The following is a 24,890-nucleotide window of genomic DNA, read 5'->3' on the forward strand; positions in this document are numbered from 1 at the left end:
ATGACCGCCCCCGAACAAGCCGCGGTGCTCGTCGACCCCGACGAGCACCGCGGCGGGACCGGCACCGCCCGGTTCGTGCTCAAGAAGGTCCTCGAAGCGGTCATCAGCATCGTGCTGGTGGTCGTGCTGTTCTTCTTCCTCTTCCGCATGCTGCCCGGCGACCCGGTCGCCGCCATGACCCGCGACCGCGCCACCAGCCCCCAGCAGATCGCCGAGCTGCGCGCGCAGATGGGCGTCGACAAGCCCGTCTTCGTCCAGTTCGGCCAGTACTTCTGGGACCTGCTGCACGGCGACCTCGGCGAGTCCCGGCTGCTCAACAACGGCCGCCCGGTCGCCGACATGATCGGCGAACGGCTCTGGCCGACCATCCTGCTCGTCGGCAGCGCCACCATCCTGGCCGTCATCCTCGGCCTCTGGCTGGGCATCCGCGCCGCCTGGCGCCGCGACAGCCTCTTCGACCGCGCCCAGACCGGGATCGCGCTGACCCTCTGGTCGGTCCCGCAGTTCTGGCTCGGCCTGATGCTGCTCGTGGTGAGCAACGGCCTGTTCCCCAGCCGCGGCATGCACTCCCCGGACGCCGCGCCCGACGTCCTCTCCCAGACCGTCGACGTCCTGCACCACCTGGTGCTGCCGTGCGTGACGCTGCTGGCGGTGTTCTACGCCCAGTACATGCTGATCATGCGGTCGTCGCTGCTGGGGGAGATGAACGCCGACTACCTCACCACCGCCCGCGCCAAGGGCCTGCGCGACGACCTCGTCCGCAAGCGCCACGCCGTCCCCAACGCCCTGCTGCCGACCACCACGCTGGTGTTCATGCAGTTCGGCCAGGTCGTGGCCGGCGCCGTCACCGTCGAGGCCGTGTTCAGCTGGCCCGGCCTGGGCCAGCTGACCTACGACGCGCTGCACGGCCCCGACCTGCCGGTGCTCCAGGGCGTGTTCACCGTGCTGGCGAGCGCGGTGGTGCTGATGAACCTGCTCGCGGAGCTGCTCTACCGCGTGCTCGATCCGAGGGTGCGTACCTCATGACCACCGCTGAAACGCCGAGGCAGATCGCCTGGGGCCGCCGGCGCGCGTCGATCGCCCGGACCTGGCGCGAGTTCGCCGGGCAGCGCGCCGCGCTCGTCGGGCTGATCCTGCTCGGCGCCACCGTCGTCGTCGCGCTGCTGCTGCCGCTGATCAGCGACGAAAGCGGCCTCGACGTCACCAAGGCGACCGGCGAGCCGCTGTCGCCGCCCAACGGCGACTTCTGGCTCGGCACCGACAACTTCGGCCGGTCCGTGCTGCTGATGACCGTCTGGGGCAGCCGGATCTCCCTGCTCGTCGGGTTCTCCGCCGCGCTGCTGTCGGTCCTCATCGGCACGCTCATCGGCATCGCCGCCGCGCACTTCGGCGGCTGGGTGTCGGCGACGCTGCTGCGGTTCACCGACTTCTTCCTGGTCCTGCCGTCGCTGATCCTCGCCATCGCGCTCTCGGCGGTGCTGCCCAAGGGCGTCGGCACGATCATCGTCGCCATCGGCCTCACCGCCTGGCCCAGCACCGCCCGGCTGGTCCGCGCGCAGACGCTGACCATCGAAAGCCGCCCCTACATCGAGCGGTCCCACGCCCTCGGCGGCGGCCACCTGCACGTGATCGGCAAACACGTCCTGCCCGGCGTCATGCCGCTCGTGCTGGCCAACACCACACTCGTGGTCGGCAACTCCGTCATCGCCGACGCGACCCTGTCGTTCCTCGGCGTCGGCGACCCGAACTCCGTCACGTGGGGCCTGGTGCTGGAGAGCGCGCTCAACAACGGCGCCATCAGCCGCGGCGCCTGGTGGAACGTGCTCCCGCCGGGCATCGCGATCGTGCTCGTCGTCCTCTTCTTCACCCTGGTCGGCCGGGGCCTGGAGACCGTGCTCAACCCGAGGTTGAAGAAGTGACCAGCCCGCTGCTGCAGCTCAAGGACCTGAACGTCACCTACGTGGTCGGCGAGCAGGACATCCCCGCCGTGCGCGGGGTCGGCCTGACCCTCGACCCCGGCGGCACCCTCGGCGTCGCGGGGGAGTCGGGGTCGGGCAAGTCCACCGTCGCGATGAGCGTCCTGCGCCTGCTGCCGCGCACGGCGAAGATCTCCGGCGAGATCCTCCTCGAGGGCGAAGACGTCACCACCATGAACTGGGGCCGCCTGCGCGCGGTCCGCTGGGCCGAGGCGTCCGTGGTGTTCCAGGGCGCGATGCACGCCCTCAACCCGGTCCGCAAGATCGGCGACCAGATCGCCGAGCCGCTGCGGCTGCACCCGCCCGAGGGCGGCAAGGCCCTCACCGACGCCGCCGTCGACGCCCGCGTCGCCGAACTGCTCACCCAGGTCGACCTGCCCCCGGGCCGCGCCGGCGCCTACCCGCACGAGCTCTCCGGCGGGCAGAAGCAGCGCGTCATGATCGCCATGGCGCTGGCCTGTTCACCCCGGCTGATCATCGCCGACGAGCCCACCACCGCCCTCGACGTCATCGTCCAGGCCCAGGTCCTCGACCTGCTCTCGCGGCTGGTCGCCGAGCAGGACATCGGCCTGATCATGATCAGCCACGACCTGTCCGTGCTCGCCGCCACCTGCAAGCGCATCGCCGTGATGTACGACGGGCAGATCGTCGAAGAAGGCCTCAGCGCCGAGGTGATGGCCGCGCCGAAGCACGAGCACACCCGGGCGCTCGCGGCGGCGTTCCCGACGGTCGGCGACCCGGTGTCGCGCTTCGCCCCGGCCACCAGCACCCCGCTGCCGCCCGAACCCGAGGACCGGGTCGCGGGCGGGGAGCCGCTGCTGGCCGCGGAGAACCTGCGGGTGTCCTTCCGCGACCGCACCGGCAAGCGGATCAACGCCGTCGCCGGGGTCGACCTGGCCGTCGCCCGCGACGAGATCGTCGCCCTGGTCGGCCAGTCCGGCTCCGGCAAGACCACCCTCGCCCGGACGCTCCTCGGCCTGCAGAAACCCGACTCCGGCGTGGTCCGCTACGCCGGGAACCCGGTCCCGCACGGCGGCGCCGGGCTGAAGGCCTACCGCAGGCAGGTCCAGCTCGTGCTGCAGGACCCGACCAGCGCGCTGAACCCGGCCCACACCGTTTACGAGGCCGTCGCCGAGGGCCCCCGCATCCACAAGCTGGCCGACGAGCGCGCGGTCGTCCACCGGGCGTTGGAGGCTGCGGAGCTGCGGCCCGCCGAGAAGTACGCCGACCGGCTCCCGCACCAGCTTTCCGGCGGCCAGCGCCAGCGCGTCGTCATCGCCGGAGCGCTGGCCCTGGAGCCGTCGGTGGTGGTGGCCGACGAACCGGTCGCCTCGCTCGACGCGTCGGTCCGCGGCGAGATCCTCGGGCTGCTGCTGCGGCTGCGCCGCGAACTCGGCCTGGCGGCGCTGGTGATCACCCACGACCTGGGCCTGGCCTGGAACATCGCCGACCGCGTCGCCGTGATGTACCGCGGCGAGCTCGTCGAAACCGGGACGGTGGAACAGGTCCTGCTCGACCCGCAGCACGAGTACACGAAGTCCCTGCTGGCCGCGCTGCCCGGTGGCACCGCCCAGCGCCGCACCGTCGGCACCTGAAGCACGCAGGGACACCGAAAAACCGACACTGCAGGAACGCCGCCCGAGCGCGGTGTGTAACCTCCGAACGGAAATGGCGACCACCACCGACCCCGCGCAGACGCCCTCGGCCACGCTGGCCGAGCGGCTCCTCACGCCCTCGCGATTCCCCTACCGCACGATCGCGATGGGCACGGTCGGGAGCACCCTGCTCATGATCGCCGCCTTCGGCGCCGGCGGCATCCTGATCAAGGACCCCGTGCTCGGCCACGGCCCGCTCTCGTGGATCCGCTACGGCCACGGGCGCATGCTCGCCAACGCCGTCCTCTACACCGGCTTCGGCCTCGTCGTGTGGGCCTGGGTCCGGCTCGGCCGCTACGTGCTGCTCGGCCGCGTCGGCAGCCGGCCCGTCCTGGTCGCCGCCGGCTGCTGGATGGCGCCGCTGCTCATCTCGCCGCCGCTGTTCACCCGCGACGTCTTCTCCTACCTCGGCCAGGGCGCCCAGCTGCTCTACGGGCTCGACCCGTACGCCAACGGCCCCGCCGAGCTCGACGTGCTGCCGAACGTCGTGCAGAACGTCCACCCGCTCTGGCAGACGACCCCGGCCCCGTACGGGCCGCTGTTCCTGCTGATCTCCAAGGGCGTCGTCTCGGTCAGCGGCGACAACATGATCCTCGGCGTCATCCTGATGCGCCTGGTCCTGCTCGTCGGCCTGGTCGGCACGCTGTGGGCGCTCCCGCGGCTGGTCAAGCACCTCGGCGGCAAGCTCCCGGTCGCGCTGTGGCTCGCGGTGGCCAGCCCGATGATGGTCATCCACCTCTTCGGCGGCCCGCACAACGACCTGATGATGCTCGCGTTCCTCACCATCGGCGTCCTGGCCGCCCTGGAACGCAAGCACGTCGTCGCGGTCGTCCTGGTCACGATCGGCATGCTGATCAAGCCGACGGCCGCGATCGCGCTGCCGTTCATCGTCTGGATGTGGGCCAACCACATGGCAGGCGAGTCGAAGGTCCGCAACTTCCTGCGCGCCGGAGCGGCGTCGGTGGGGCTGTTCCTGCCGGTGTTCGTCGCCGGCACGTGGATCTCGCTCGGCTCACTCAACCTCGGCTGGTGGTCCGGACTCAAGGCCCCGCAGCTCATCGCGAACTGGCTGAACATCCCCACCGGCATCGGCGAGGTCTTCTACAACCTGGTCCACATCGTCGTGGACGTCCAGGTATCGCCGTTCGTCACGGTCGCCCGCGCGGCCGGCATGCTCGTCCTGATCGGCTTCGGCATCCGCCAGTGGTGGCTCGCCCGCGGCGGCGGCACCGAGGCGGTCTACCGCGCCGGGATCTCGCTGCTCGCGGTCGCGATCCTCATGCCGCCGACCCTGCCGTGGTATCTGACCTGGGGTTTCGTGCTCCTGTCGGCGTTCAAGTGGCAGCCGCGTCACTTGGCGCTCGTCGTGGCGGTGTCGGTCTTCGTGACGTTGGTCTACTACCCGACGGGCGAGCAGGCCCTGTACGACTGGTGGTTCATCGCGCTGGTCGTGGTGGCGAGCTTGTACTCGGCGGCGTCGCTGCTGCGGCCGGACCCGCTCGGCTTGATCGACGCGTGGCGCCGGCCGGAGAAGTTCCTCCGCGACTAGGGCTCGGCCTGCCTACGCAGTTCCTGCCAGGCCGAACTCACCACCGCCGCCATCATGCTCCGGCTCCGATGGCTTGCAGGGACAACTCCTCCTAGGCGGGGCGGCTGCGCGCGATCTCCTCGGCGACCTTCGCCATGAACCACACCATGATCTCGTGCGGGACGCTGTGCTCCTCCGGTGCGTGCACGCGCACGGTCGGCTCCACTGACGGATCCTCGTCGGGCACGACTCCCGTCATGATCATGCGACCGGATGTGACGTCGGTCAGCTCGACGAACCAGGCGTCTTCCGGCACGGCGTACATGAACTGCACCCCGTAGAAGCGCCCGGCGTGCTCCCGCTCCTCGTAAGCCATGGCCGGACGATGCCACGCCGGCCCACTGTCGGGTAGCGAATTCAGGCCGAGCCCGACCAACCACTCCACTTGTGGATCTCCGTCACCACCACCGCGTGCTCCGGCGGCCGCTCCGCATACTGCTCGTACTTCGCCACCAGCCACGAAACCGGCTCGTCCCGCGTGGACACCACGGCGGCCGTACCGTCCGCACGGGCCCACCACAGCCGCGACCAGTCCTCGTCGTAGCCGTCGGCCAGGAAACACACCGCCGGGTTCTCCGCGATGTTCGCCAGGCGCCGCAACGACGTCGTCGACTTCGGTTTGTGGTCCACCGCGAACACCACCTCGTCGCCGTGCACCGCGAACGTCACCGGCACCAGGTGCGGGACCCCGGAAGCCGATACCGTCGCCAGCCGCGCGACCCGCGCCGCCGCGAACCGTTCCCGCGCTTCTTCCGGAGTCATGTCAGCGCGGGGGAGTCGAACGTCAACGTCCCCAGGTCCGCGTCCAGCGCCACCGGCACCCCCAGCGGCAACGTCGGCGACGTCGCCACGTGCCCGAACCCGAACTCCTCGACCATCGGCACCCCCAGCGGACCCAGCCGCTCCAGCAGCAGCGCCCGCACGTCCGCCGCAGAGCCGCATGCCGCCCACGAACCCAGGACGATCCCGCGGACCCCGGAGAACCAGCCGCTGCGCAGCAGCTGCGTCAGCATCCGGTCCAGCCGGTACACGCTCTCCGTGACGTCCTCCAGCAGCACCACCGAATCCCGCGCCGACCCCTGCTCCGGCGTCCCGATCCCCGCCGCCAGCAACGACAGGTTCCCGCCGGTCAACGTCCCCGTGGCCCGGCCCGGCACCAGCGTCGAACCGCCGCGCACCACCAGGTTCCGCTCGGGGTCGAACAGGGACCGCCGCAGGTGCTCCACCGCGAAGTCGTCGAACAGCACGCTCGCCGGCATCGGGGAGAACAAACTGGACAGTCCCAAGTGGACGTTCACCGCGCGGTGCAGCGCGGTGATGTCCGACGACCCGGCCAGCACCTTCGGACCCGCCTCGCGCAACGCGGCCCAGTCCACCAGGTCCAGCATCCGCTGGACGCCGTAGCCGCCCCGCGCCGCCAGCACGCACCGCACGCCCGGGTCCAGCCACGCTTCGGTGAACTCCGCCGCCCGCGCGGCGTCCGAACCGGACAGATAGGGCGGCGACCCCGGCTCGGCGCGCACGCACGGCCCGATCCGCAGCTCGACACCCCAGCCGCGCAGCACCGGGATCGCCTTCTCCAGCAGGTCCGCCGGCACCGGCCCGGCCGGCGCCACCAGCGCCACCGTGTCACCCGCCCGCAGGCGCGGCGGCCTCATCGCGACAGCTCCAGCCGCGCGACGCCCGGCGTCTCGAACCCGAGCACCTGGCCGTAGAACGACAGCTCGGCCTCCAGCGCCGCCACGATCGTCGCGGCCTGCCGGAACCCGTGCTGCTCCCCGGGGAACCGCTGGTAGGCGTACGGGATCCCGCGCCCGGCCAGCCCGGCCACGAACCGGTCCGCCTGCTCCGGCGGGCAGATCCGGTCCTCCAGCCCCTGCTGGAACAGCACCGGCCCGGCCAGCGACGCCGAGTTCGCCAGCGGCGACCGCTCGACGTAGCGCTGCCTCGCCGCCGGCAGCGGCCCGACCAGCCCGTCCAGGTACCGCGACTCGAAATCGTGCGTGTCACCCTCGGTGCCGGTCCACCCGGCCAGGTCCAGCACCGGGTACATCACCGTGCCCGCCCGGTACGTCTTCGTCGTGGTCAGCGACGCCGCCGCGGTGAACCCGCCCGCGCTGCCGCCGCGCACCGCCAGCCGGTCGCCGTCGGCCAGCCCGGCCGCCACCAGCGCCTCGGCCACCGCGACGCAGTCCGCGACGTCCACCACGCCCCACTGCTCCCGCAGCCGCTCCCGGTAGGCCCGCCCGAAACCGGTCGACCCGCCGTAGTTCACCGCCGCCACCGCGATGCCCCGGCTGGTGAAGTACGCCAGCTCCAGATCCAGCATCGGCAGGTGCTGCCCGGTCGGCCCGCCGTGGACGTGCACCAGCAGCGGGGGAAGCTCACCCTCGGGCGCCGCGAAGTCCGGGTTCGCCGGCCGGTACAGCACCACCGGCACGGTCTCGCCGGCGGTCGTCGTGAACACCCGCTCCTCCGGCACCGGCAGGAACGCCGCCGGCAGCTCCGGCTGCGGCGTCAGATCGGTCACCGCGCCCTCGAGGGAGACGTGCACGACCGCGGCTTCGCGGACCGGGCCGCCCGCGACCCCGGCGATCCCGCCGTCGTGCACCGCGAACCCCGTCGAAGACCACGCCGTCAGCTCCTCGGCCACCGGCGTCACCGAGCCGTCCGCCTCGTCCAGCACTGCCAGCCGCCCGGACGCGAGCACCGCGTGCCGCCCGCCGCCGAGCGGGACGAACCACCGCGAGCCCGTCTTCCACAACGGCCCGCCCAGCTCCCGCTCGACCGGCGCGACGTTCGTCAGCGACCCGTCGAGCCCGATCCGGTGCAGGTTCCACCAGCCGCCGGGGTCGAGCAGCGCCAGCAGCGTCTCCGGCGTCTCCCACTCGACCTGGCACACCGAGACGTCCGCGCCGCCGGCCACCACGCGGTGCGGCCCGAAGGTGCCGTCCTCGGCGACCGGAGCCACGCACAGCTCGGTCCCGTCCCACGGCATCGCCGGGTGGTCCCAGCCGAACCACGCCGCGTGCCGCCCGTCCGGCGACAGCTTCGGCACGGTCAGGAAGTGGTGGCTCGCGGCGAGCACGCGCTCCGAGCCGCCGTCGAGGGCGATCGCCACCAGCTCCCGCTCGATGTCGGCGGGCCGCGGTCCGGTGCTGCGTTCGCGGACCGCGAACACCTCGCCGGTCCGGCCGGCCCGCAGGTCGCCGTAGCGGACGCTCTGGGGCTGCGCGGGCTCCGGTGTCAGCGGCACCACACCGGTTTCGCTCACCGCGTAAACCCGCTGATCGGCCCAGTGCGTGAACACCACCACACCGTCGACGAACGCCCACGGCCGCCCGCCGTATTCGTGCAGCCGGTTGCGGACGTTCCACGGCGCCGGCAGCACGTCCTCGGTGCCGCCCGGAACCGCCCGCACCAGGGCAACCCGTCCCTGCTCACCGGGTCGCGCCTCGGCCCACCACACCTCGTCCCCGACGACGTCGAGCCACTGCGGGCCACCGCCGGCGGCGGCCACCTCCGCGGCGGTGATGGGCGAGGACCAGGTTCCGTACGGCGAGATCCGAGACACCCCCAGAGGCTAGCGGCCCGCGAAGGTGGGGCGGCGGATGCCGATCATGCGGCGGTGGCCTAGGGTCGACAGTGCTATGTCTCGCGTAATCCACGTCTTCCGCCAGCCGGATCGGTTCGTCGCCGGCACCGTCGGCGAGCCCGGCGATCGCACGTTCTACCTCCAGGCCTCCGAGGACGTGCGCACCATCAGCGTCACCATCGAGAAACAGCAGGTCGTCGTCCTCGCGGAGCGCCTCGGCTCACTGCTCGAGGAGGTCGCCAGCCGCTTCGGTGCCGACGTGCCCGACGACGTCCCCGACGACCAGCTCGACGTCGACCCCCTCACCGTGCCGGTCGAGGAGGAGTTCCGCGTCGGCACCATGGGTCTCGGCTGGGACGCCGACAGCAGCGCCGTCGTCATCGAGCTCCTCGCCATCACCGAGGGCGAGGTCGACGAGACGGTCGTGCTCGACGACACCGAGGAGGGCCCGGACGCCGTCCGCGTCTTCCTCACCCCGGCCGCCGCCCGTGCCTTCGCCGAGCGAGCCGACCGCGTCGTCAACGCCGGCCGCAAGCCGTGCCCGCTGTGCGGGGAGCCGCTCGACCCGACCGGGCACATCTGCCCGCGGCAGAACGGCTACCGGCGCGAGACCGACGCGGACGAAGACTGACCATGGCCGACACGCCGGCGGAACAGCCGGATCCGGCCGACCCGGCGTCCCGCGAGCTCGTCACCCACGGCCGCATCGACGTCGAAGGACGGCTCGTCGACGCCTCCAACGTCACGCTGTTCTGCGCCATCGAGCTCGACGGCGTCACCGGCCGCGTCGTGTACAAGCCGGTGTCGGGGGAGCGGCCGCTGTGGGACTTCCCCGACGGCACCCTCGCCGGGCGCGAGGTCGCCACCGCGATCATCAGCGAGGCCGCCGGCATCGGCGCGATCCCGCCGACCGTCCTGCGCGACGGGCCGTTCGGCCCCGGCATGGTCCAGCTGTGGATCGAGACGACCGAGGACGACCTGGTCGAGGTCCGCGCGCCCGACGACCTCCCCGACGACTGGCGCGTCGTGCTGCACGCCCACGACCGGCTCGGCGAGCCCGCGGTGCTGGCCCACGCCGACCACCCCGGGCTGCGCGATCTCGCCGTGCTCGACATCGTCGTCAACAACACCGACCGCAAGGGCGGGCACCTGCTGCCCGGCCTCGACGGCCGCGTCTACGGCGTCGACCACGGCATCTGCCTGCACACCGACCCCAAGCTGCGGACCGTCCTCTGGGGCTGGATCGGCGAACCGGTCCCGCCGGACACCGTCGAGAAGCTGCGGAAGCTGCGCTCGGAGATCGACGGCGGCCTCGGCAAGACCCTGGCCGAGCACATCACCAAGTTCGAGATCCGCGCCCTGGCCGAACGCACCGACCTGCTGCTGGGCGAAGGCATCTTCCCCGAACCCGGCGACGACTGGCGTGCCATCCCGTGGCCCCTGTTCTGATCGACGACGCCGCCCGCGCCCGCTTGGTCGACCGCTTCGGCGCGGAGCTGGCCGAACCGTGGTGCGACGCCCTGCCCGACCTGGTCACCCGCCTAAGCGCCCAGTGGGGCCTCGAGGTCCGCGAAGCCCGGCCGGGCAACACCGGCCGCACGCTGCTGTGCACCGGTCCCCGCGGTGACCTGCGGGTCCTCAAGCTGACGCCGGACCCCGAGGTGGCCCGGCTCGAAGTCACCGGGCTGCGCTCCTGGGCCGGCTGCTCCCGCGTCGTCCAGGTGCTCGACGCCGACCTCGACGCCAACGCGATCCTCCTCGAAGGGCTCGTTCCGGGCACCCAGCTGGACGGCGACGTCCCGTGGCCCGAAATCGGCGAACTGCTCGACCAGTTGCACGCCGCCGAACCGGTCGGCGAGTTCGGCCGGCTGGCCGACGGCATCGAGTTCATCTTCACTCTCTCCGAGCGTCGCCGCCGCGATTCCCCGGCCGCCGCCGCCCACCTGAGCGCCGAAACCCTGCACAGGGGCCGTGAGCGCGCGCTCGCACTCGCCACCAGCGGGCCGGTCACCTTGATCCACGGCGACCTCCACCCCGCGAACGTCCTGGACGCCGGACCCGGCCGCGGCGCGGTCGCCATCGACCCACGACCCGGCCTCGGCGACCCGGCGCTCGACGCCCTGGACTGGATGTTCGTCCCCGTGGCGAAGGGCGGCACGATCGACGACGGCCTCGCCGCGCTCGCCCCGCACGTGGCCGGCTTCGACGCCGAGCGCGTCCGGGCCTGGTGCGTCGCGATGGCCCCGCTGGTCGCGTTGTCGCCTTTGCGCCGCGGCGAGCGGTCGCCGTTCACCGACGCGGTCCTGGAGTTGGCGCGCTGACCGGCGTGGCATGACCCACCCGGGTACCTCCGGCCACTAGGTTGCCTGGTCGTGCGCTCCCATTCCTATGACGACGTGCTGGCCGGCCGGCGCCGCAAGAAGGTGCCCGAAGTCCCGGCCGAGCCCGGTCTCGTCGTCGAAGACCCGGCCAGCGGCTACTGCGGCGCGGTGGTGAAGATCGAGTACGGCAACGTCGTGCTCGAAGACGGCAAGGGCCGCCACCGCGTGTTCCCGCTCGAACCGGCCGGGTTCCTGCTGGAGGGCAAACCGGTGACGCTGGTGCCGGTCAAGACGGTGAAAGCGCCGGTCAAGCAGGTTTCGGCGTCCGGGTCGGTGAAGGTGCAGGGCCTGCAGGCCCGCGTCGCCCGCGACTCGCGCATCTGGGTCGAGGGCAAGCACGACGCCGAGCTCGTCGAACGCGTCTGGGGCCACGACCTGCGCGTCGAAGGCGTCGTCGTGGAGCCGCTGGACGGCGTCGACGTGCTGAGTGACCGGATCGCCGAGTTCGGCACCGGCGCCGCGCGGCGACTGGGTGTGCTCGTCGACCACCTCGTGCCCGGCAGCAAGGAGTCCCGCCTCGTCGAGGCCGTCCACGACGAGAACGTGCTGGTCACCGGGCATCCCTACATCGACGTCTGGGAGGCCGTGCGGCCCGAGGCAGTCGGCATCAAGGCGTGGCCGAAGATCCCCCGCGGCACCGAGTGGAAGCAGGGGATCTGCGACGCGCTCGGCTGGGGGCAACCTTACGAAGGCTGGCAACGTGTCCTGAGCGGGGTGAGCAGTTTCCGCGACCTCGAGATCCCGCTCATCGGGGCCGTGGAACGGCTCATCGACTTCGTCACCGAGCCGACGGAAGAGGCCTGAATGTCCGATTTGTCCAAGGTCACGCGTAGGTCACGTCGAGTCACTGTGCCGGTGCGAACCGGCGCGATCTGAGAGCATGAAGCCATGGCATGGGCAGTGGTCTGGTTGATCGTCGGCATCGCCCTGATGATCGCGGAAGTCCTCTCCGGCGACTTCGTGCTGATCATGCTGGGCGTCGGCGCGCTGTTCGGCGCCGGAGCCGACGTGCTCACCGGGAACATCTTCATCGACGTCGCCGTGTTCGCCGTCGCCTCGGTCGGGATGCTCGTGCTGCTCCGCCCGGCGTTGAAGCGGCGCTTCCTCGCCGGCACCGGGCACCGCACCGGCATCGAGGCCCTCATCGGCGCCCGCGCCGTCGTCGTGTCCACAGTGGACTTCGAGGCCGGGCAGGTGAAGCTGGCCGGCGACGTCTGGTCCGCGCGCAGCCTCTCGGAACACCACGAACCGATCAAGCCCGGCACGTCCGTCACGGTCGTCGAAATCTCGGGTGCCACCGCTGTCGTGTCGGCCGAGCCGTGAGCCTGGGACTCGTCGTCGTCCCCGAGGGCCGGGCCGCGGTGATCGAACGCGGCGGGCGGTTCCGCGCCGTGCTCGGCCCCGGCCGGCACTTCGTGCTGCCGTTCGCCGACACCGTCCGGGCGCGCGTCGACCTCGGCGACCAGATCCTGTCCGCACCGCCCCGGGTCATCGAGGCCGGCGACGGACGGGAAGTCCACATCGGATTCGAGGTCACTTTTGCCGTCACCGACCCGAAGCTGGCGACGTACGAAATCGGCAACCCGGCGATCGCGATCGAACAGCTGACCACCACGGCGCTGCGGCAGGAAGCGAGCCTGACCACGGCCGAGCGCGCCGTCACCGCACCGGGGGACCTGCACCGTACAGTGTGGACGGTCCTGCACGACACCACCGGACGCTGGGGGGTGGCCGCGAAGGAGCTGAAGCTCGCGGTGAGCCCGCCCGAGGCGCCCGGAACTCCGTCAACCGCGCAAGAATGGTACTAGGTAAGGGGAAGATCTCTTGACCACCACTGTGATCATCGTGGTCGTCTTACTGGCTCTCTTCGTGATCATCACGGTAGCCAAGGCGATCATGGTCGTGCCGCAGGCGCAGTCGGCCGTGATCGAGCGGCTGGGCCGGTTCCGCACGGTGGCGTCACCGGGCCTGACCTTCCTGGTGCCGTTCCTGGACAAGGTGCGCGCCCGGATCGACCTGCGCGAGCAGGTCGTCTCGTTCCCGCCGCAGCCGGTCATCACCGAGGACAACCTGACGGTGTCGATCGACACCGTCGTGTACTTCCAGGTCACCGACTCGCGCGCCGCGGTGTACGAGATCTCGAACTACATCGTCGGTGTCGAGCAGCTGACCACCACCACGCTCCGCAACGTGGTCGGTGGCATGAGCCTCGAGCAGACGCTGACCTCGCGCGACTCGATCAACACGCAGCTGCGCGGCGTCCTCGACGAGGCGACCGGCCGCTGGGGCATCCGCGTCGGCCGCGTCGAGCTCAAGGCGATCGACCCGCCGCCCTCCATCCAGGACTCGATGGAGAAGCAGATGCGCGCCGACCGTGAGAAGCGCGCCATGATCCTCACCGCGGAAGGCCAGCGGGAGTCGGCGATCAAGACCGCGGAAGGCCAGAAGCAGAGCCAGATCCTCTCCGCCGAAGGTGCCCGCCAGGCCACCATCCTCGCCGCCGAGGCCGAGCGGCAATCCCGCATCCTGCGGGCCCAGGGTGAACGCGCCGCGCGGTACCTGCAGGCGCAGGGCCAGGCGAAGGCGATCGAGAAGGTGTTCGCCGCGATCAAGGCCGGCCGCCCGACGCCGGAGGTGCTGGCCTACCAGTACCTGCAGACGCTGCCGCAGATGGCGCAGGGCGACGCGAACAAGGTCTGGATGATCCCGAGCGACTACGGCAAGGCCCTCGAAGGCTTCGCCCGCGCACTCGGCGCCCCCGGCGACGACGGTGTGTTCCGCTACGAGCCGCCGAAGGACGACGACGTCCCGGCCAAGCCCGACCTCGAGGACGAAGAGGTTTCGAGCTGGTTCGAGACGAAGAGCGACCCGAAGGTCGCCGAGGCCGTGGCGGCCGCCGAAGCCGTGGCACGCCAGGAGGTCCCGGCCCTCGGTACGCCGTCGGCGCCGCCCGCGCGGCCGGCGATCCCGCGCCCGATCCAGCAGCAGCAACTGCAGCAGCCCGAGGTGGAACCGGCCGACGAGGAGCGGGGCACCGAGGTCACCCCCGCGCCCCAGCAGCCGCCGACGCCGCAGAGCGGCCAGCCGCTGCCGCAGCCGCAGTCCCCGGCCGGCCCGCACCAGGGCGCCGGGTACCAGGGCCAGCCGCCGCAGTCCCCGCCGCCGGGCCAGTTCGGCGGCCCGCAGAACCCGGGCAGCGGGCCGTTCCCGCAGCAGCCCCCGTTCGGCGGACCCCAGGGCCCGCGCCGCTGACACGCACGTAAAAGGGGCCTCCCACCGGACTTCCGTGGGAGGCCCCTTTTACGTTGTCAGGAACGCTGGTACACGGTCACGTCGTCGATGTCGGCCTTCGAGCGGTCCTTCAGGAAGATCACGCACACCACCGTGACCACCGCCGACAGGATGATGTACCCCGAGATCGAGTACGGCGTCCCGGTCTGGTGCAGCAGCCACGTCGCCAGCAGCGGCGCCGGCCCGCCCGCGAACACCGACGCCAGCTGGTAGCCCAGTCCAGCGCCGCCGTAGCGCAGGTGCGTCGGGAAGCTCTCGCCGATCAGCGCCGCCTGCGGCCCGTACTGCAGCGCGTGCGGGATGAACGACACCACGACCGCGACGAACACCAGCGCGTGGTTGCCGTGCGCCAGGATCGTGAAGTACGGGAACGCGATCACGCCGGTGAACACCGCCCCGGCCAGGTACACCCGTTTGCGGCCGATCCGGTCCGACAGCGTCGAGAAGAACGGGATCATCGCCAGCTCGCACGCGGCGCCGACGAGGACCGCGTTGAGCACGAACGTCTTGCTGAACTCGTGCCGCGACACGACGTAGATCAGCACGTAGCTGGTGAACAGGTAGAACGGCATCTGCTCGCTGAACCGCACACCGGACGAGAGCAGGATCTCGCGCCAGTGGTGGCGGATCGCGTCGAGCACCGGTGTCTTCGCCGTCTGCCCGCTCTGGACGAGCTTGGCGAACATCGGCGTCTCGAGGATCTTCAGGCGGATCACCAGGCCGACCGCGACCAGGATGAGGCTCGCCAGGAACGGCAGCCGCCAGCCCCAGGAGTCGAAGTCCTCGGGGGAGAGGGTCGCCGACAGCAGCGTCATGCCGCCGGTGCCGAGCACCAGGCCGACCGGGACGCCGATCTGCGCGAAGCTGCCGAGCAGGCCGCGTTTCTTCTGGTCGCCCCACTCCATCGCGAGCAGCACCGAACCGCTCCACTCACCGCCGATCGCGATGCCCTGGACCAGCCGCAGCAGCACCAGGAGCAACGGCGCCGCGAACCCGATCGCCGACGTCCCGGGCAGCATCCCGACGATGCCGGAGGAGATGCCCATCAGCAGCAGCGTGACGATCAGGGTCGTCTTGCGGCCGATCCGGTCGCCCCAGTGCCCGAAGATCGCGGCCCCGACCGGGCGGGCGGCGAACCCGACCGCGTAGGTCGCGAAGGACTGCATCGCGCCCGCGTAGGCGCTCGACGCGGGGAAGAACAGGTGCGGGAAGACCAAGGCCGCCGCGGTGTTGTAGAGGAAGAAGTCGTACCACTCGATGGTCGTGCCGATCGCGCTCGCCAGCGCCGCACGCCGTACTTGTACCTTCCCGGACTTGCTGTCCGGTTCCACCTTGTGAGTGATTCCGTTGTCGCCCAAGACCATCTCGCAACACCTCCGGTGACTGATGTCACACAACAGTGTGACGCCCGTCGACGGTTTCGGCGATCGATGACCGCTATCTCGTCCAGTCGGTGATGAACAAAGTGCAGAATCTGCAACTTTGCAGAATCTGCAAGTTCCGCTATGGTGGACCCATGGACGCCAACGGGCTGCGCGAGCGCAAGAAGCAGGAGACACGCATCGCGCTGAGCTGGGCGGCCATCCGGCTCACGGTCGAACGCGGTTACGCCAACGTCCGGATCGAAGACATCGCCGCCGAAGCCGGGGTGTCCACCCGGACCTTCAGCAACTACTTCGGCACCAAGGGTGAGGCCATCGTGGCCCGCCACCACGAACGGATCCGCGCGATCGCCGCGGCCCTGCGCGAACGCCCGGCCGGCGAGCCGATCTGGGAAGCCGTCACCGCCGCCGCGCTGGCCGGGTTCGCGCTCGGCGAGCCGGTGCCCGAAGACCGGATCCCCGACCAGTCGTGGCTGGCCGGAATCCGGCTGATGGTCGCCGAACCCGCCCTGCAGAGCGAGTTCCACAAGGCCGGCGCCGCGGGCGAAGCCGAGATCGCCCGGGTCGTCGCCGACCGCACCGGCACCGACGCCGAGACGGACGTCTACCCGAAGCTCGTCGCGAGTGTCGTCGCCGCCGCGCTCAACGTCGTCACGCAGCAGTGGCTCGGAACCGAGCCGCAGCCGATGGAAGACCTGCTCCGAGACGTGTTCGGCCGGCTCGCCGCCGGCCTGCCCGAACCGCGCTGAGCCCTCCGCACCACGCCCGGCAGGGTCGCCGGGCTTGTTCGTCATGCCCTTTGATCGCAAGGAGTTCCGCCATGGAAGACGTCGTCATCGCCGGTGCCGGGCCCAACGGCCTCATGCTCGCCTGCGAACTCGCCCTCGCCGGCATCCGCCCGCTCGTGCTGGAGCGGCTGCCCGAGCCGACCGAAGAGAACCGCGCCAACGGCCTGGTCGGCCAGGTCGTGCGCCTGCTCGACCGCCGCGGGCTGCACGACCGCCTCGCCGGCCCGATCGGCCCGCCCGCCCCCGGGTTCGTCTTCGGGGCGATGCGTCTCGACCTCAGCCTCCCCGAGCGCAATTCGCTCTACATCCTCGGTGTGCCGCAGCGGCGCCTCGCGGCGATGCTCGCCGAACGCGCGACCGAGCTCGGCGTCGAGATCCGGCGCGGTCACGAGCTCACCGGCCTGACCCAGGACGCCGACGCCGTCACCCTCGACTTCACCGGGCCGGGAGGACCGGGCCGGCTCACCACCCGTTATCTCGTCGGCGCCGACGGCGGGCACAGCATCACGCGCAAGCTCTCCGGCATCGGCTTCCCCGGTGTGACCGAGGACCGCACTGTTTCCTTCACCGCGAACGCCACCGTTCCCGCGGAGTTCGTCGACACCGCGTCCGGCGGGCTGAGCGTGCCCGGGCACGGCGTCATCCCGCCGTTCTTCCACTACCGCACCGAAATCGGCCTGTTCGTCTACGCGCCGTTCCCCGGCGGAACCCTCGTCACCACGATCGAGTGGACCGACGACGAGGAGCGCGGAGACGAGCCTCCGACGACCCTCGACGACCAGCGCGCCAGCATCAAGCGCGTACTCGGCTTCGAGTTGCCCCTCGGGCCGCCCGAAGGCGATGGGCCGCACCTGTTGCGACGGCTGCGCGGTCGCAACACCCGGCTGGCCGACCGGTTCCGCGACGGCCGGGTGCTGCTGGTCGGGGACGCGGCGCACGTCCACTCCGCGATCGGCGGGCCGGGCCTGAACCTCGGCCTGCAGGACGCGGTCGCCCTCGGCTGGAAGCTCGCCGCCGAGCTGCACGGCTGGGCACCGGCCGGACTGCTCGACACCTACGAGCGCGAACGCCGCCCGGTCGCCGAGCGCGTCGTCATGCACACCCAGGCCCAGTCCGCGCTGATCACGCCGGGCCGCGACGTCACCGCGCTGCGGGAGCTCTTCGGCGAACTGCTGCGGCTGCCGGCCACCGCGCAGCTCATCGCCGACCTGATGTCCGGCGCGGACGTCCGCTACGAACCGGGCACCGGCCACCCGCTCGACGGCCGGTGGGCCCCGGATCTGACGCTGGCCGACGGAACCCGGCTCGCCGAGCTGACCCGGACCGCGCGGCCGCTGCTGCTGGACTTCACCGGCTCGCTGGGGGACGAGCTGCGCGGCTGGACCGATCGTGTCGACCTGGTCGCGGGCGTGGCGGACGTCGACGCGACCGCGTTGCTCATCCGCCCGGACGGGTACGTCGCCTGGGCGTGCGGCTCGGCCGAGCCGGACGACACCGAGCGGAAGGCACTGCGAGCGGCACTCGAACGGTGGTTCGGCAGCCCCGTTGACATGTAGGAGATATCCTACGTATTGTCGCTCGCATGACGATCACCCACGTGCAGTTCCTGACCCTGCCCGTCGCCGACCACGCCCGCGCGCGGGACTTCTACGTCGGCAAGCTCGGCTTCGCAGCGCTCGTCGACCGCCGCACGCCCGAGGGCGGCCGGTTCGTGATGGTCGCCCCGAAGGGTGCGCAGACGGGCGTGGTGCTGACCGACCAGCAGGTCACCGGGATCGAACCGGGTCCGCGGCACTTCCAGCTGCAGACGACCGATCTCGACGCCGACGTCGCCGCGCTGCGGGCGGCCGGCGTCGAGATCGCCGATCCGGACGAGCGGCCGTGGGGGCGCGCGACGTCCTTCAAAGACCTCGACGGCCACACGCTCGGGCTGCTGGAGCCGTCGGACTTCGGCAACGTGCCGAACTGATGCCGGTCAACGACGACGTCTTCGCCGCCTTGGCCAGCCCGGCCCGGCGGGAGGTCCTGCGGCTGCTGCTGGACGGCCCGATGGCCGCCGGGTCGATCGCCGAACGGTTCGAGATGGCCCGGCCCAGCCTCTCGGAACACCTTCGGGTGCTTCGGGAGGCCGGCCTGGTCAGCGAACAGCGCCAGGGCCGCAACCGCGTCTACCGTCTCGACGCGGCCCCGCTCGAAGAGGTCGCCGACTGGCTCACGCCCTACGAGCGGTTCTGGCGGAGCAAGCTCGCCAACCTGCGTGACCTGCTCGACGAAGAGGACGACCTGTGACCGACGACGACCTGACCGCGATCCACGTCGACCAGTTCCTCGCCCACCCGGCCCGCAAGGTCTGGCGCGCGCTGACCGAGCCGGATCTGCTCGAGCGCTGGATAAACATGCCCAACGACATCAAACCCGTGGTGGGACACCGGTTCCAGCTGCTGGCCGAGCCGGCGCCCGCGGCCGGGTTCGCCGGCGGACCGGTGGCGTGCGAGGTCCTGGAGGTCGAGGCCGAACGCAAGCTCAGCATCCGCTGGGGTCCGCGGTGGACGGTCACCTGGCGGCTGGAACCGGAAGGCACCGGCACCCGGCTCTTCCTCAGCCACACCGGCTTCGACCCGGACGACGAGTTCGAGCGCGTCTCCCGGCGGATCATGGGCGGCGGCTGGCGCTCCCACGTGCCACGCGCACTGGCCCGGCTGCTGGACGCCTTGGACGACCCGGCGCCGTTACGATCAGGAAGTGACCGCTGATCCCGCCGAGACGAAACCCCTGCGCGCCGACGCCCGGCGCAACCGGGCGCGCGTGCTGGAAGCGGCCGAGAGCGTGTTCGCCGCCCGGGGCACCGGGGCGCCGACCGAAGAGGTCGCCCGCGCCGCCGGTGTCGGCATCGGCACCGTGTTCCGGCACTTCCCGACGAAGGAAGCCCTGCTCGAGGCCGTGCTGATCGCCCGGCTGCACCGGTTCGCCGACGAGGCCGAAGCCGTCGTGGCGGCCGACTCCGCTGACCCGGGCGCCGCGTTCTTCACCTTCCTCGCCGGCTGGATCGAGATGTCCGGCGCGAAGAACGCCTACTTCGAGGCGCTCACCGCCGCCGGGGTGAGCGTGCCGCACGCCAAGTCCGACATCGGCGCCCGGCTGCTCGGCGCGCTCGGGGTACTGCTGTCCCGCGCCCAGGCGGCGGGCGCGGTCCGTGAAGACCTCGTCCCGGGTGAGCTGATCACGATCATCATCGGCGTGGCGAAGGCCGCCGAGTACGCGGGCCCGGACGTGCGGCTGCGCGACCGGGCCGTGACGATCCTCTTCGACGGGCTCCGGCCGTCAGCGGGGGAGCGGCGCTGAGCCGACCGGCTCGAGTGTGGGCCGCTTCGGGGCCATGGCGTCCCCGGACGACTCGCCCTTCACCCGCCGCCGCACCCACGGCAGCGCGTGCTCCCGCGCCCACTGCAGGTTCTGGCTGCGGCGCGCGGCCGGGCTCAGGACCTCGCGCGGCGAGAGTTCCGGGCTGATCAGCGGGTGTTCGACACCGAGGACGCGCAGCACCTCGATGGCGACCTCCGTGTGCCCGAGCGCGTTGAGGTGCAGGCGGTCCGGCGCCCAGAACCGGCGGTCGCACAGCTGCCGCATCGACCACAGGTCCACCAGCAGCGCGCCGTGGCGGGCGGCGATGCCGCGCACGAGCTCGTTGTAGATCGCCACCCGGCCCCGGATGGCGCGGAACAGCGGGTCCTCGACGCCGTCGACCCCGGTGAACAGGATCAGGCGGGCGCCGGTGGCCCGGACCCGGGCGACGGCGGCTTCGTAGTCGACGAGCATCGCGTCGATGTCGACCTTGGGGCGCATGAGGTCGTTGCCGCCGGCGTAGAGGGAGACGAGGTCGGGGTCCAGGGCGAGCCCCGGCTCGAGCTGCTCACCCAGCACCTGCGGCAGCAGCTTGCCGCGGATGGCGAGGTTGGCGTAGCGGAACTCCGGCTCGCGCGCGGCGAGCTGCTCGGCGACGCGGTCGGCCCAGCCACGCACGCCGTTCGGGGCGGCCGGATCGTCGTCCCCGACGCCTTCGGTGAACGAGTCCCCCATGACCACTAAGCGCTTGCTCATGTCTGCAGTCTAAGCAGCCGCCGGCTGGAAGGATCACTGCCCATGGCCTTCACGACGACACCGCTGCTCGACATCGCGTACGAAGAGACGGGCACACCGGACGGCGTTCCGGTGGTGCTGCTGCACGGGTTCCCGTACGACGTCCGGTGCTACGACGAGGTCGCCGCCCGGCTCACCGGGGCCCGCGTGCTGGTGCCGTACCTGCGCGGGTTCGGCGGCACGCGCTTCCGGTCCGCGGACACGCCCCGCTCCGGCCAGCAGGCGGCGCTGGCCCAGGACCTGCTCGACTTCCTGGACGCGCTCGCGATCGACCGGGCGGTGGTCGCGGGCTACGACTGGGGCGGCCGCGCGGCGTGCATCGCGGCGGCGCTGTGGCCTTCGCGGATCCGCGGGCTGGTGTCGGTCGACGGGTACAACGTCCAGCACCTGGCTTCGGCGGCCGAGCCGACGCGGCCGGAGTGGGAGCGGACCTACTGGTACCAGTACTACTTCCACTCCGAGCGCGGCCGCCGCGGCCTTGAACGCAACCGCGACGAGCTGTGCGAGCTGCTGTGGCGCACATGGTCCCCGACCTGGGCGGGCGCGGCCTCGACGTTCCCCGCGAGCGCGCCGAGCCTGCACAACCCGGACTTCGTGGACGTCGTGATCCACTCGTACCGCCACCGCTTCGGCCTGGCCGCGGGAGACCCGCGCTACGACGAGCTGGAGGAGCTGATCGCCACGGGGCCGTCGATCGCCGTGCCGTCGGTGGTGCTGGAGGGCGACGCCGACGGCATCGGCGGCCCGGGCGCGGCCGAGGACCGGGAGTACTTCACCGGCCCGTACGAGCATCGCGTCCTGCCGGGTGTCGGGCACAACGCGCCGCAGGAAGCGCCCGCGCAGTTCGCGGATGCCGTGCTGGCGGTGGCCGGTACACAGGAAGCATGACGGCCTACGACACGATCGCGGACTGGTACGAGACGACGTTCCTCACCGGGCAGCGCGACGACCCCTTGGGCATCGAGGCGACCCTGCACGAACTCCTCGGTCCGGGCGCCGGCTCCTGCCTCGAGCTGGGCTGCGGCACCGGCATTCACGCGGGGACGATCCGGGAGCTCGGCCGGAGACCGCTCGGCATCGACGTCTCCGCCGGGATGCTGCGCCACGCGACAGGACGGCTGCCGGTCGCGCGGGGCGACGCCGAGGCGCTCCCGGTCGCCACCGGATCGCTGCCCGCCGTCGTGGCGGTCATGGTGCACACCGACATGCCCGCGTACCCGGCGGTGCTGCGCGAAGCGGCTCGCGTCCTGGCGCCGGGCGGGGTGTTCGTGCACGTCGGCGTGCACCCGTGCTTCTGCGGCGGGTTCGCCGACCGGTCGGACGAGCGGGCCGTCGTCATCCGGCCCGGCTACCGGGACCCCGGCTGGACCACGGCGTCCTGGACCGACCGAGGCCTGCGCGACAAAGTCGGTGCCGCCCACCTGCCGCTGCCCGCCAGGCGAGCCCAGCCCGACGGTCCTCGCCTGGCGGGCGCGAAAAGCTTCGCCGTAGTTGTCGAATCCGGCCTTCCCCGGTTGACGCCTTGGCAAGAGGTCATCGAGGAGGCAGCCATGACGAAAGAGTTCGAGGTCGGGTTCGAGGGCACGCTGGCCGGAACGCCGGACCAGTGCTGGCGCGCCGTCACCGTCGAGGCCGGGAGCTGGTCGTGGCCGATCTCCTACGAGCCGCGGGCCGGCGGCCGCGAAACCGGGCTGACCTTCTACGGCGGTGAGGTCACCGTCTGGCAGCCCGATGAGCACTTCGCGACCCGGTGCGAGAAGGACGGCTGGTTCAACGAGCTCGACTACACCTTCGAACCCCGCGGCGACGCCACGCACCTGAAGTTCGTGCACCGCGGCGTCTTCCTCGAGGACTGGGACACCAACTACGACGCCTGCCGCAAGCACACCGCGTTCTACTACCACTCGCTCGGGGAGTACCTCGCGCACTTCCCCGGCCGCAGCGCCACTTACGCGATGACCGAGGCGCCCGAGTCCTCCGCCGAGCCCGGCGGCTTCGCCAAGCTGAAGAAAGCGCTCGGTGTCCCGGACGACGTCCAGGCCGGGGATCGGCTGGCCGTCCGGGGCCACGACGGCGTCGTGGACTACGTCACGCCGGAGTTCCTCGGCGTCCGGACCGCCGACGCGCTCTACCGCTTCTACGGCCGCAACGCCTTCGGCTGGCCGATCGGCGTCGGCCGGCACCACTTCGCCGAGGTCGACGCCGATGCCGAAGGCTGGGACGCCTGGCTGGCCGAGGTCTTCGGCTAGGCCGTGAGCTGCCGGGCCCGGTGGTCGGCGACGTGGACGCGGGTCGCGCAGCGGGTCGAGCAGAAGCGGCGGCGGCCGTTGCGGGACGTGTCGACGTACGCCGTCCCGCAACCCTCGCGGCTACAGATCCCGAGGCGGTCCGGCGCTTCGCACACCAGGTGGGCGAGCCCGCCCGCGGTGAACGCCCGGACGCGGCCGACCGGGCCCGCGTCCTCGGCCGAGTAGTGCAGGTGGGCGGGCTTGCCGTCGTGGGTGGCGATGTACGGCCGGCACGCCGCTTCCGCGAGCAGGTCGTTGACCAACTCCGGACGCAGCGAAGGATCGGCGGCGAACACCGGCCGCAGCCGGTGGGCCCAGGCCGCGATCCGGGTGGCTTCGTCGTCGGTCAGCGCTGCGATGGACATGCCGTTGCGGACCATCCCGTGCAGCAGCTCGCTCGCGGACCCCGCGTTCACCAGGTCGGCGGCCACGAGCGCGGCCGGGCCGCCGTAAGGGTTGAAGTGCACAAAGCCATTACAGCACGATCGGGGTATGGACGGAAACCGTTGCCCCCGCTGCGGCTGGCCGCTCGCCGAACTGCCGGCGACCGCGGCCCGGCCCGCCACCCACCGGCTCGACTACGTGCGTTGCCTCTGCGGCAGCTGGCTCGCCCGCCTCGACGGCGAAGTCGTCGGCGCCACCCGGACGCCGTGACTCAGAGGTCGAGCACGCCCGCCGCGTTGTCGTCCCACTGGTCGACCCGGCGGATGTACTCGTACAGCGCGCGGCTGCCGCGCACCCAGCGCCCCTGGTCGGCGATCGCGAGGTCGTCCGCCCCCGCGCGACGGGCTTCGGTCGCGAACCCGGACCGCAGGGAGTGCCCGGTCACCGGGTACGGCAGGCCCGCGCGGACGCCGGCCCGGGTGAGGATCTGGTTGACGCCGGTCGTGCTCAGCGCGGGCTCGCCGACATTGCCGTGCCGGTCGACACGGCGGAACGCCGGCCCCTCGGTGATCCCGGCGCCCGAGCGCCACGCGTGCCACGCCCGCACCGGGTCGGTGTCGGGGCTCTCGCGCCGCGGGACGACCATGTCGCCGGTGCTCTTGCCGTGCCGCACGGTCACCGCCAGGCCCCGGTCGTCGACCGGCTCGACGTCGGTGACCAGCAGGTTCGCCAGGTCGGAACACCGCGCGGCGATGGGAAACCCGATCAGGAGCATCGCCCGGTCGCGGGCGCCGGAAAGGGTGTCCGGGCAGGCCCGTGACATCGCCCGCAGGTCCGGGAGCGTGACCATGGTGGCCTTGCCGCGGCCGCGCTGGACGCCCTCGCGGGCCAGCCGCTGCCGGTAGCCCTTCAGCGCACGCCACGCGGCGCGGCTCGCCTCGGGATCGACGACGACCTTGTGGTGCCGCAGCCCGGCGAGCGCGCCGGTGAGCCGCCGCTCGATCGTCGACGGCGCCGCCGGGGCGGCCTGTTCCGGCACCTCCGGCACGACGCGCTCGTCCGGACGCAGCGTGCGGCCGCGCTCGAGCCAGACGACGAACCCGGTCAGGGCACCGATCGACGCCGACAGCGGCGGGATCCCGGCTTCGGCGGTGTAGTCCTGCCACACCTGCCAGTCCTGGGCGTAGGCCTTGAGCGTGTTCGGCGGCCGTTGCCCGTCGACGTGCCGGGCGGCGGCTTCGTCGAGCAGGGCGAGCCGATCCTGCGGGCTCGCGGCGGCGAGGGCGGCGTCGGTCACCGGTTCGAGCTCGGGCACGCGCCGAGGTTACGGGATGTCGATCTCCGCGGGCAGGAACCGGCCCCGGGCGTCGGCCACCGCTTCGAGGTGCCTTGATCCTTTCAACGGTGTCCACGCAGAATCGGTCC

Annotated in this window: 28 protein-coding genes; 20 read left to right on the forward strand and 8 right to left on the reverse strand. The window is 71.9% G+C overall.

Annotation, left to right across the window (positions count from 1 at the left end; translation table 11 throughout):
* From QQ657_RS25730 to mptB, 4 genes are all read left to right on the forward strand, one after another.
* Positions 1-1,026, forward strand: a complete 1,026-nt coding sequence (locus QQ657_RS25730; RefSeq protein WP_284744812.1) for an ABC transporter permease — start codon at positions 1-3, stop codon at positions 1,024-1,026.
* A complete protein-coding gene (locus QQ657_RS25735; RefSeq protein ID WP_284744813.1) occupies positions 1,023-1,919 on the forward strand; it encodes an ABC transporter permease in 897 nt (298 codons plus the stop codon). The genes QQ657_RS25730 and QQ657_RS25735 overlap by 4 nt, the downstream gene beginning before the upstream one ends.
* Positions 1,916-3,571: a nickel ABC transporter ATP-binding protein NikE gene (nikE, locus tag QQ657_RS25740; protein WP_284744814.1), complete on the forward strand. Its 1,656-nt coding sequence runs from the start codon at positions 1,916-1,918 to the stop codon at positions 3,569-3,571. Before QQ657_RS25735 ends, nikE begins: the two co-directional genes overlap by 4 nt.
* 73 nt (positions 3,572-3,644) lie before the next feature.
* Positions 3,645-5,180 carry a polyprenol phosphomannose-dependent alpha 1,6 mannosyltransferase MptB gene (mptB, locus tag QQ657_RS25745; RefSeq protein ID WP_284744815.1) on the forward strand — a complete coding sequence of 512 codons (1,536 nt, stop codon included), beginning with the start codon at positions 3,645-3,647 and terminating at the stop codon, positions 5,178-5,180.
* Between the two features lie 91 nt (positions 5,181-5,271).
* Here mptB and QQ657_RS25750 read toward each other — a convergent pair whose 3' ends face one another.
* From QQ657_RS25750 to QQ657_RS25765, 4 genes are read right to left on the reverse strand one after another with little or no spacing between them, the layout of a single operon-like run.
* Positions 5,272-5,535, reverse strand: coding sequence for a hypothetical protein (locus QQ657_RS25750; protein ID WP_284744816.1), 264 nt, complete (start codon positions 5,533-5,535; stop codon positions 5,272-5,274).
* A gap of 41 nt (positions 5,536-5,576) precedes the next feature.
* Positions 5,577-5,981, reverse strand: coding sequence for a TIGR03668 family PPOX class F420-dependent oxidoreductase (locus QQ657_RS25755; protein ID WP_284744817.1), 405 nt, complete (start codon positions 5,979-5,981; stop codon positions 5,577-5,579).
* On the reverse strand, positions 5,978-6,877 hold the full coding sequence (locus tag QQ657_RS25760; RefSeq protein ID WP_284744818.1) for a S66 peptidase family protein: 900 nt from the start codon (positions 6,875-6,877) through the stop codon (positions 5,978-5,980). Before QQ657_RS25760 ends, QQ657_RS25755 begins: the two co-directional genes overlap by 4 nt.
* Positions 6,874-8,793 carry a prolyl oligopeptidase family serine peptidase gene (locus tag QQ657_RS25765; RefSeq protein WP_284744819.1) on the reverse strand — a complete coding sequence of 640 codons (1,920 nt, stop codon included), beginning with the start codon at positions 8,791-8,793 and terminating at the stop codon, positions 6,874-6,876. The genes QQ657_RS25760 and QQ657_RS25765 overlap by 4 nt, the downstream gene beginning before the upstream one ends.
* 76 nt (positions 8,794-8,869) lie before the next feature.
* Between QQ657_RS25765 and QQ657_RS25770 the strand changes: the two genes are divergently transcribed.
* The 7 genes from QQ657_RS25770 (at position 8,870) to QQ657_RS25800 (ending at position 14,447) form a co-directional block, all read left to right on the forward strand.
* Positions 8,870-9,445, forward strand: a complete 576-nt coding sequence (locus QQ657_RS25770) for a DUF3090 domain-containing protein (RefSeq protein WP_284744820.1) — start codon at positions 8,870-8,872, stop codon at positions 9,443-9,445.
* A gap of 2 nt (positions 9,446-9,447) precedes the next feature.
* Positions 9,448-10,263 (forward strand): SCO1664 family protein, encoded by an 816-nt coding sequence (locus QQ657_RS25775; protein WP_284744821.1) that lies wholly within the window; start codon positions 9,448-9,450, stop codon positions 10,261-10,263.
* On the forward strand, positions 10,248-11,135 hold the full coding sequence (locus QQ657_RS25780; RefSeq protein ID WP_284744822.1) for an aminoglycoside phosphotransferase family protein: 888 nt from the start codon (positions 10,248-10,250) through the stop codon (positions 11,133-11,135). Before QQ657_RS25775 ends, QQ657_RS25780 begins: the two co-directional genes overlap by 16 nt.
* 51 nt (positions 11,136-11,186) lie before the next feature.
* On the forward strand, positions 11,187-11,999 hold the full coding sequence (locus QQ657_RS25785) for a DUF3097 domain-containing protein (RefSeq protein ID WP_284744823.1): 813 nt from the start codon (positions 11,187-11,189) through the stop codon (positions 11,997-11,999).
* Between the two features lie 84 nt (positions 12,000-12,083).
* Positions 12,084-12,518, forward strand: a complete 435-nt coding sequence (locus QQ657_RS25790; RefSeq protein WP_284744824.1) for an NfeD family protein — start codon at positions 12,084-12,086, stop codon at positions 12,516-12,518.
* Entirely contained in the window at positions 12,515-13,003 is a 489-nt protein-coding gene (locus tag QQ657_RS25795) for an SPFH domain-containing protein (RefSeq protein WP_284744825.1), read from the forward strand. The genes QQ657_RS25790 and QQ657_RS25795 overlap by 4 nt, the downstream gene beginning before the upstream one ends.
* A 16-nt stretch (positions 13,004-13,019) precedes the next feature.
* Positions 13,020-14,447: an SPFH domain-containing protein gene (locus QQ657_RS25800; protein WP_434056775.1), complete on the forward strand. Its 1,428-nt coding sequence runs from the start codon at positions 13,020-13,022 to the stop codon at positions 14,445-14,447.
* A gap of 56 nt (positions 14,448-14,503) precedes the next feature.
* Here QQ657_RS25800 and QQ657_RS25805 read toward each other — a convergent pair whose 3' ends face one another.
* Positions 14,504-15,850 (reverse strand): MFS transporter, encoded by a 1,347-nt coding sequence (locus QQ657_RS25805; RefSeq protein ID WP_284744826.1) that lies wholly within the window; start codon positions 15,848-15,850, stop codon positions 14,504-14,506.
* A 152-nt stretch (positions 15,851-16,002) separates the two neighbouring features.
* Here QQ657_RS25805 and QQ657_RS25810 point away from each other — a divergent pair, with 152 nt between their 5' ends.
* The 6 genes from QQ657_RS25810 (at position 16,003) to QQ657_RS25835 (ending at position 19,998) form a co-directional block, all read left to right on the forward strand.
* The gene (locus tag QQ657_RS25810; RefSeq protein ID WP_284744827.1) at positions 16,003-16,617 is read left to right on the forward strand and encodes a TetR/AcrR family transcriptional regulator; all 615 of its coding nucleotides are present in this window, start codon (positions 16,003-16,005) and stop codon (positions 16,615-16,617) included.
* A 71-nt stretch (positions 16,618-16,688) separates the two neighbouring features.
* The gene (locus tag QQ657_RS25815; RefSeq protein WP_284744828.1) at positions 16,689-18,212 is read left to right on the forward strand and encodes an FAD-dependent monooxygenase; all 1,524 of its coding nucleotides are present in this window, start codon (positions 16,689-16,691) and stop codon (positions 18,210-18,212) included.
* A gap of 26 nt (positions 18,213-18,238) precedes the next feature.
* Entirely contained in the window at positions 18,239-18,625 is a 387-nt protein-coding gene (locus QQ657_RS25820) for a VOC family protein (RefSeq protein WP_284744829.1), read from the forward strand.
* Positions 18,625-18,945 carry a metalloregulator ArsR/SmtB family transcription factor gene (locus QQ657_RS25825; RefSeq protein ID WP_284744830.1) on the forward strand — a complete coding sequence of 107 codons (321 nt, stop codon included), beginning with the start codon at positions 18,625-18,627 and terminating at the stop codon, positions 18,943-18,945. The genes QQ657_RS25820 and QQ657_RS25825 overlap by 1 nt, the downstream gene beginning before the upstream one ends.
* Complete coding sequence (locus QQ657_RS25830) at positions 18,942-19,409, forward strand: SRPBCC family protein (RefSeq protein WP_284744831.1); 468 nt, start codon at positions 18,942-18,944, stop codon at positions 19,407-19,409. Before QQ657_RS25825 ends, QQ657_RS25830 begins: the two co-directional genes overlap by 4 nt.
* Positions 19,399-19,998: a TetR/AcrR family transcriptional regulator gene (locus tag QQ657_RS25835; protein WP_284744832.1), complete on the forward strand. Its 600-nt coding sequence runs from the start codon at positions 19,399-19,401 to the stop codon at positions 19,996-19,998. Before QQ657_RS25830 ends, QQ657_RS25835 begins: the two co-directional genes overlap by 11 nt.
* On the opposite strand, the gene QQ657_RS25840 is transcribed toward QQ657_RS25835, so the two are convergent.
* Positions 19,978-20,754 (reverse strand): SGNH/GDSL hydrolase family protein, encoded by a 777-nt coding sequence (locus tag QQ657_RS25840; protein WP_284744833.1) that lies wholly within the window; start codon positions 20,752-20,754, stop codon positions 19,978-19,980. The two genes, QQ657_RS25835 and QQ657_RS25840, sit on opposite strands and share 21 nt — an antisense overlap.
* 42 nt (positions 20,755-20,796) lie before the next feature.
* Here QQ657_RS25840 and QQ657_RS25845 point away from each other — a divergent pair, with 42 nt between their 5' ends.
* Positions 20,797-21,681 carry an alpha/beta fold hydrolase gene (locus QQ657_RS25845; RefSeq protein ID WP_284744834.1) on the forward strand — a complete coding sequence of 295 codons (885 nt, stop codon included), beginning with the start codon at positions 20,797-20,799 and terminating at the stop codon, positions 21,679-21,681.
* A complete protein-coding gene (locus tag QQ657_RS25850; protein ID WP_284744835.1) occupies positions 21,678-23,042 on the forward strand; it encodes a methyltransferase domain-containing protein in 1,365 nt (454 codons plus the stop codon). Before QQ657_RS25845 ends, QQ657_RS25850 begins: the two co-directional genes overlap by 4 nt.
* Here the strand turns inward: QQ657_RS25850 and QQ657_RS25855 are convergent.
* The gene (locus tag QQ657_RS25855; RefSeq protein WP_284744836.1) at positions 23,039-23,548 is read right to left on the reverse strand and encodes a CGNR zinc finger domain-containing protein; all 510 of its coding nucleotides are present in this window, start codon (positions 23,546-23,548) and stop codon (positions 23,039-23,041) included. The genes QQ657_RS25850 and QQ657_RS25855 overlap by 4 nt on opposite strands.
* A gap of 25 nt (positions 23,549-23,573) precedes the next feature.
* On the opposite strand from QQ657_RS25855, the gene QQ657_RS25860 reads away from it, so the two are divergent.
* Entirely contained in the window at positions 23,574-23,735 is a 162-nt protein-coding gene (locus QQ657_RS25860) for a hypothetical protein (protein ID WP_284744837.1), read from the forward strand.
* Between the two features lies 1 nt (position 23,736).
* Here the strand turns inward: QQ657_RS25860 and QQ657_RS25865 are convergent, their stop codons facing one another.
* Positions 23,737-24,780, reverse strand: a complete 1,044-nt coding sequence (locus QQ657_RS25865) for a site-specific integrase (protein WP_284744838.1) — start codon at positions 24,778-24,780, stop codon at positions 23,737-23,739.
* Positions 24,781-24,890: the final 110 nt, after the last annotated feature.

Source organism: Amycolatopsis ponsaeliensis (genome assembly GCF_030182635.1).
In the GTDB taxonomy this organism is placed as follows: domain Bacteria; phylum Actinomycetota; class Actinomycetes; order Mycobacteriales; family Pseudonocardiaceae; genus Amycolatopsis; species Amycolatopsis ponsaeliensis.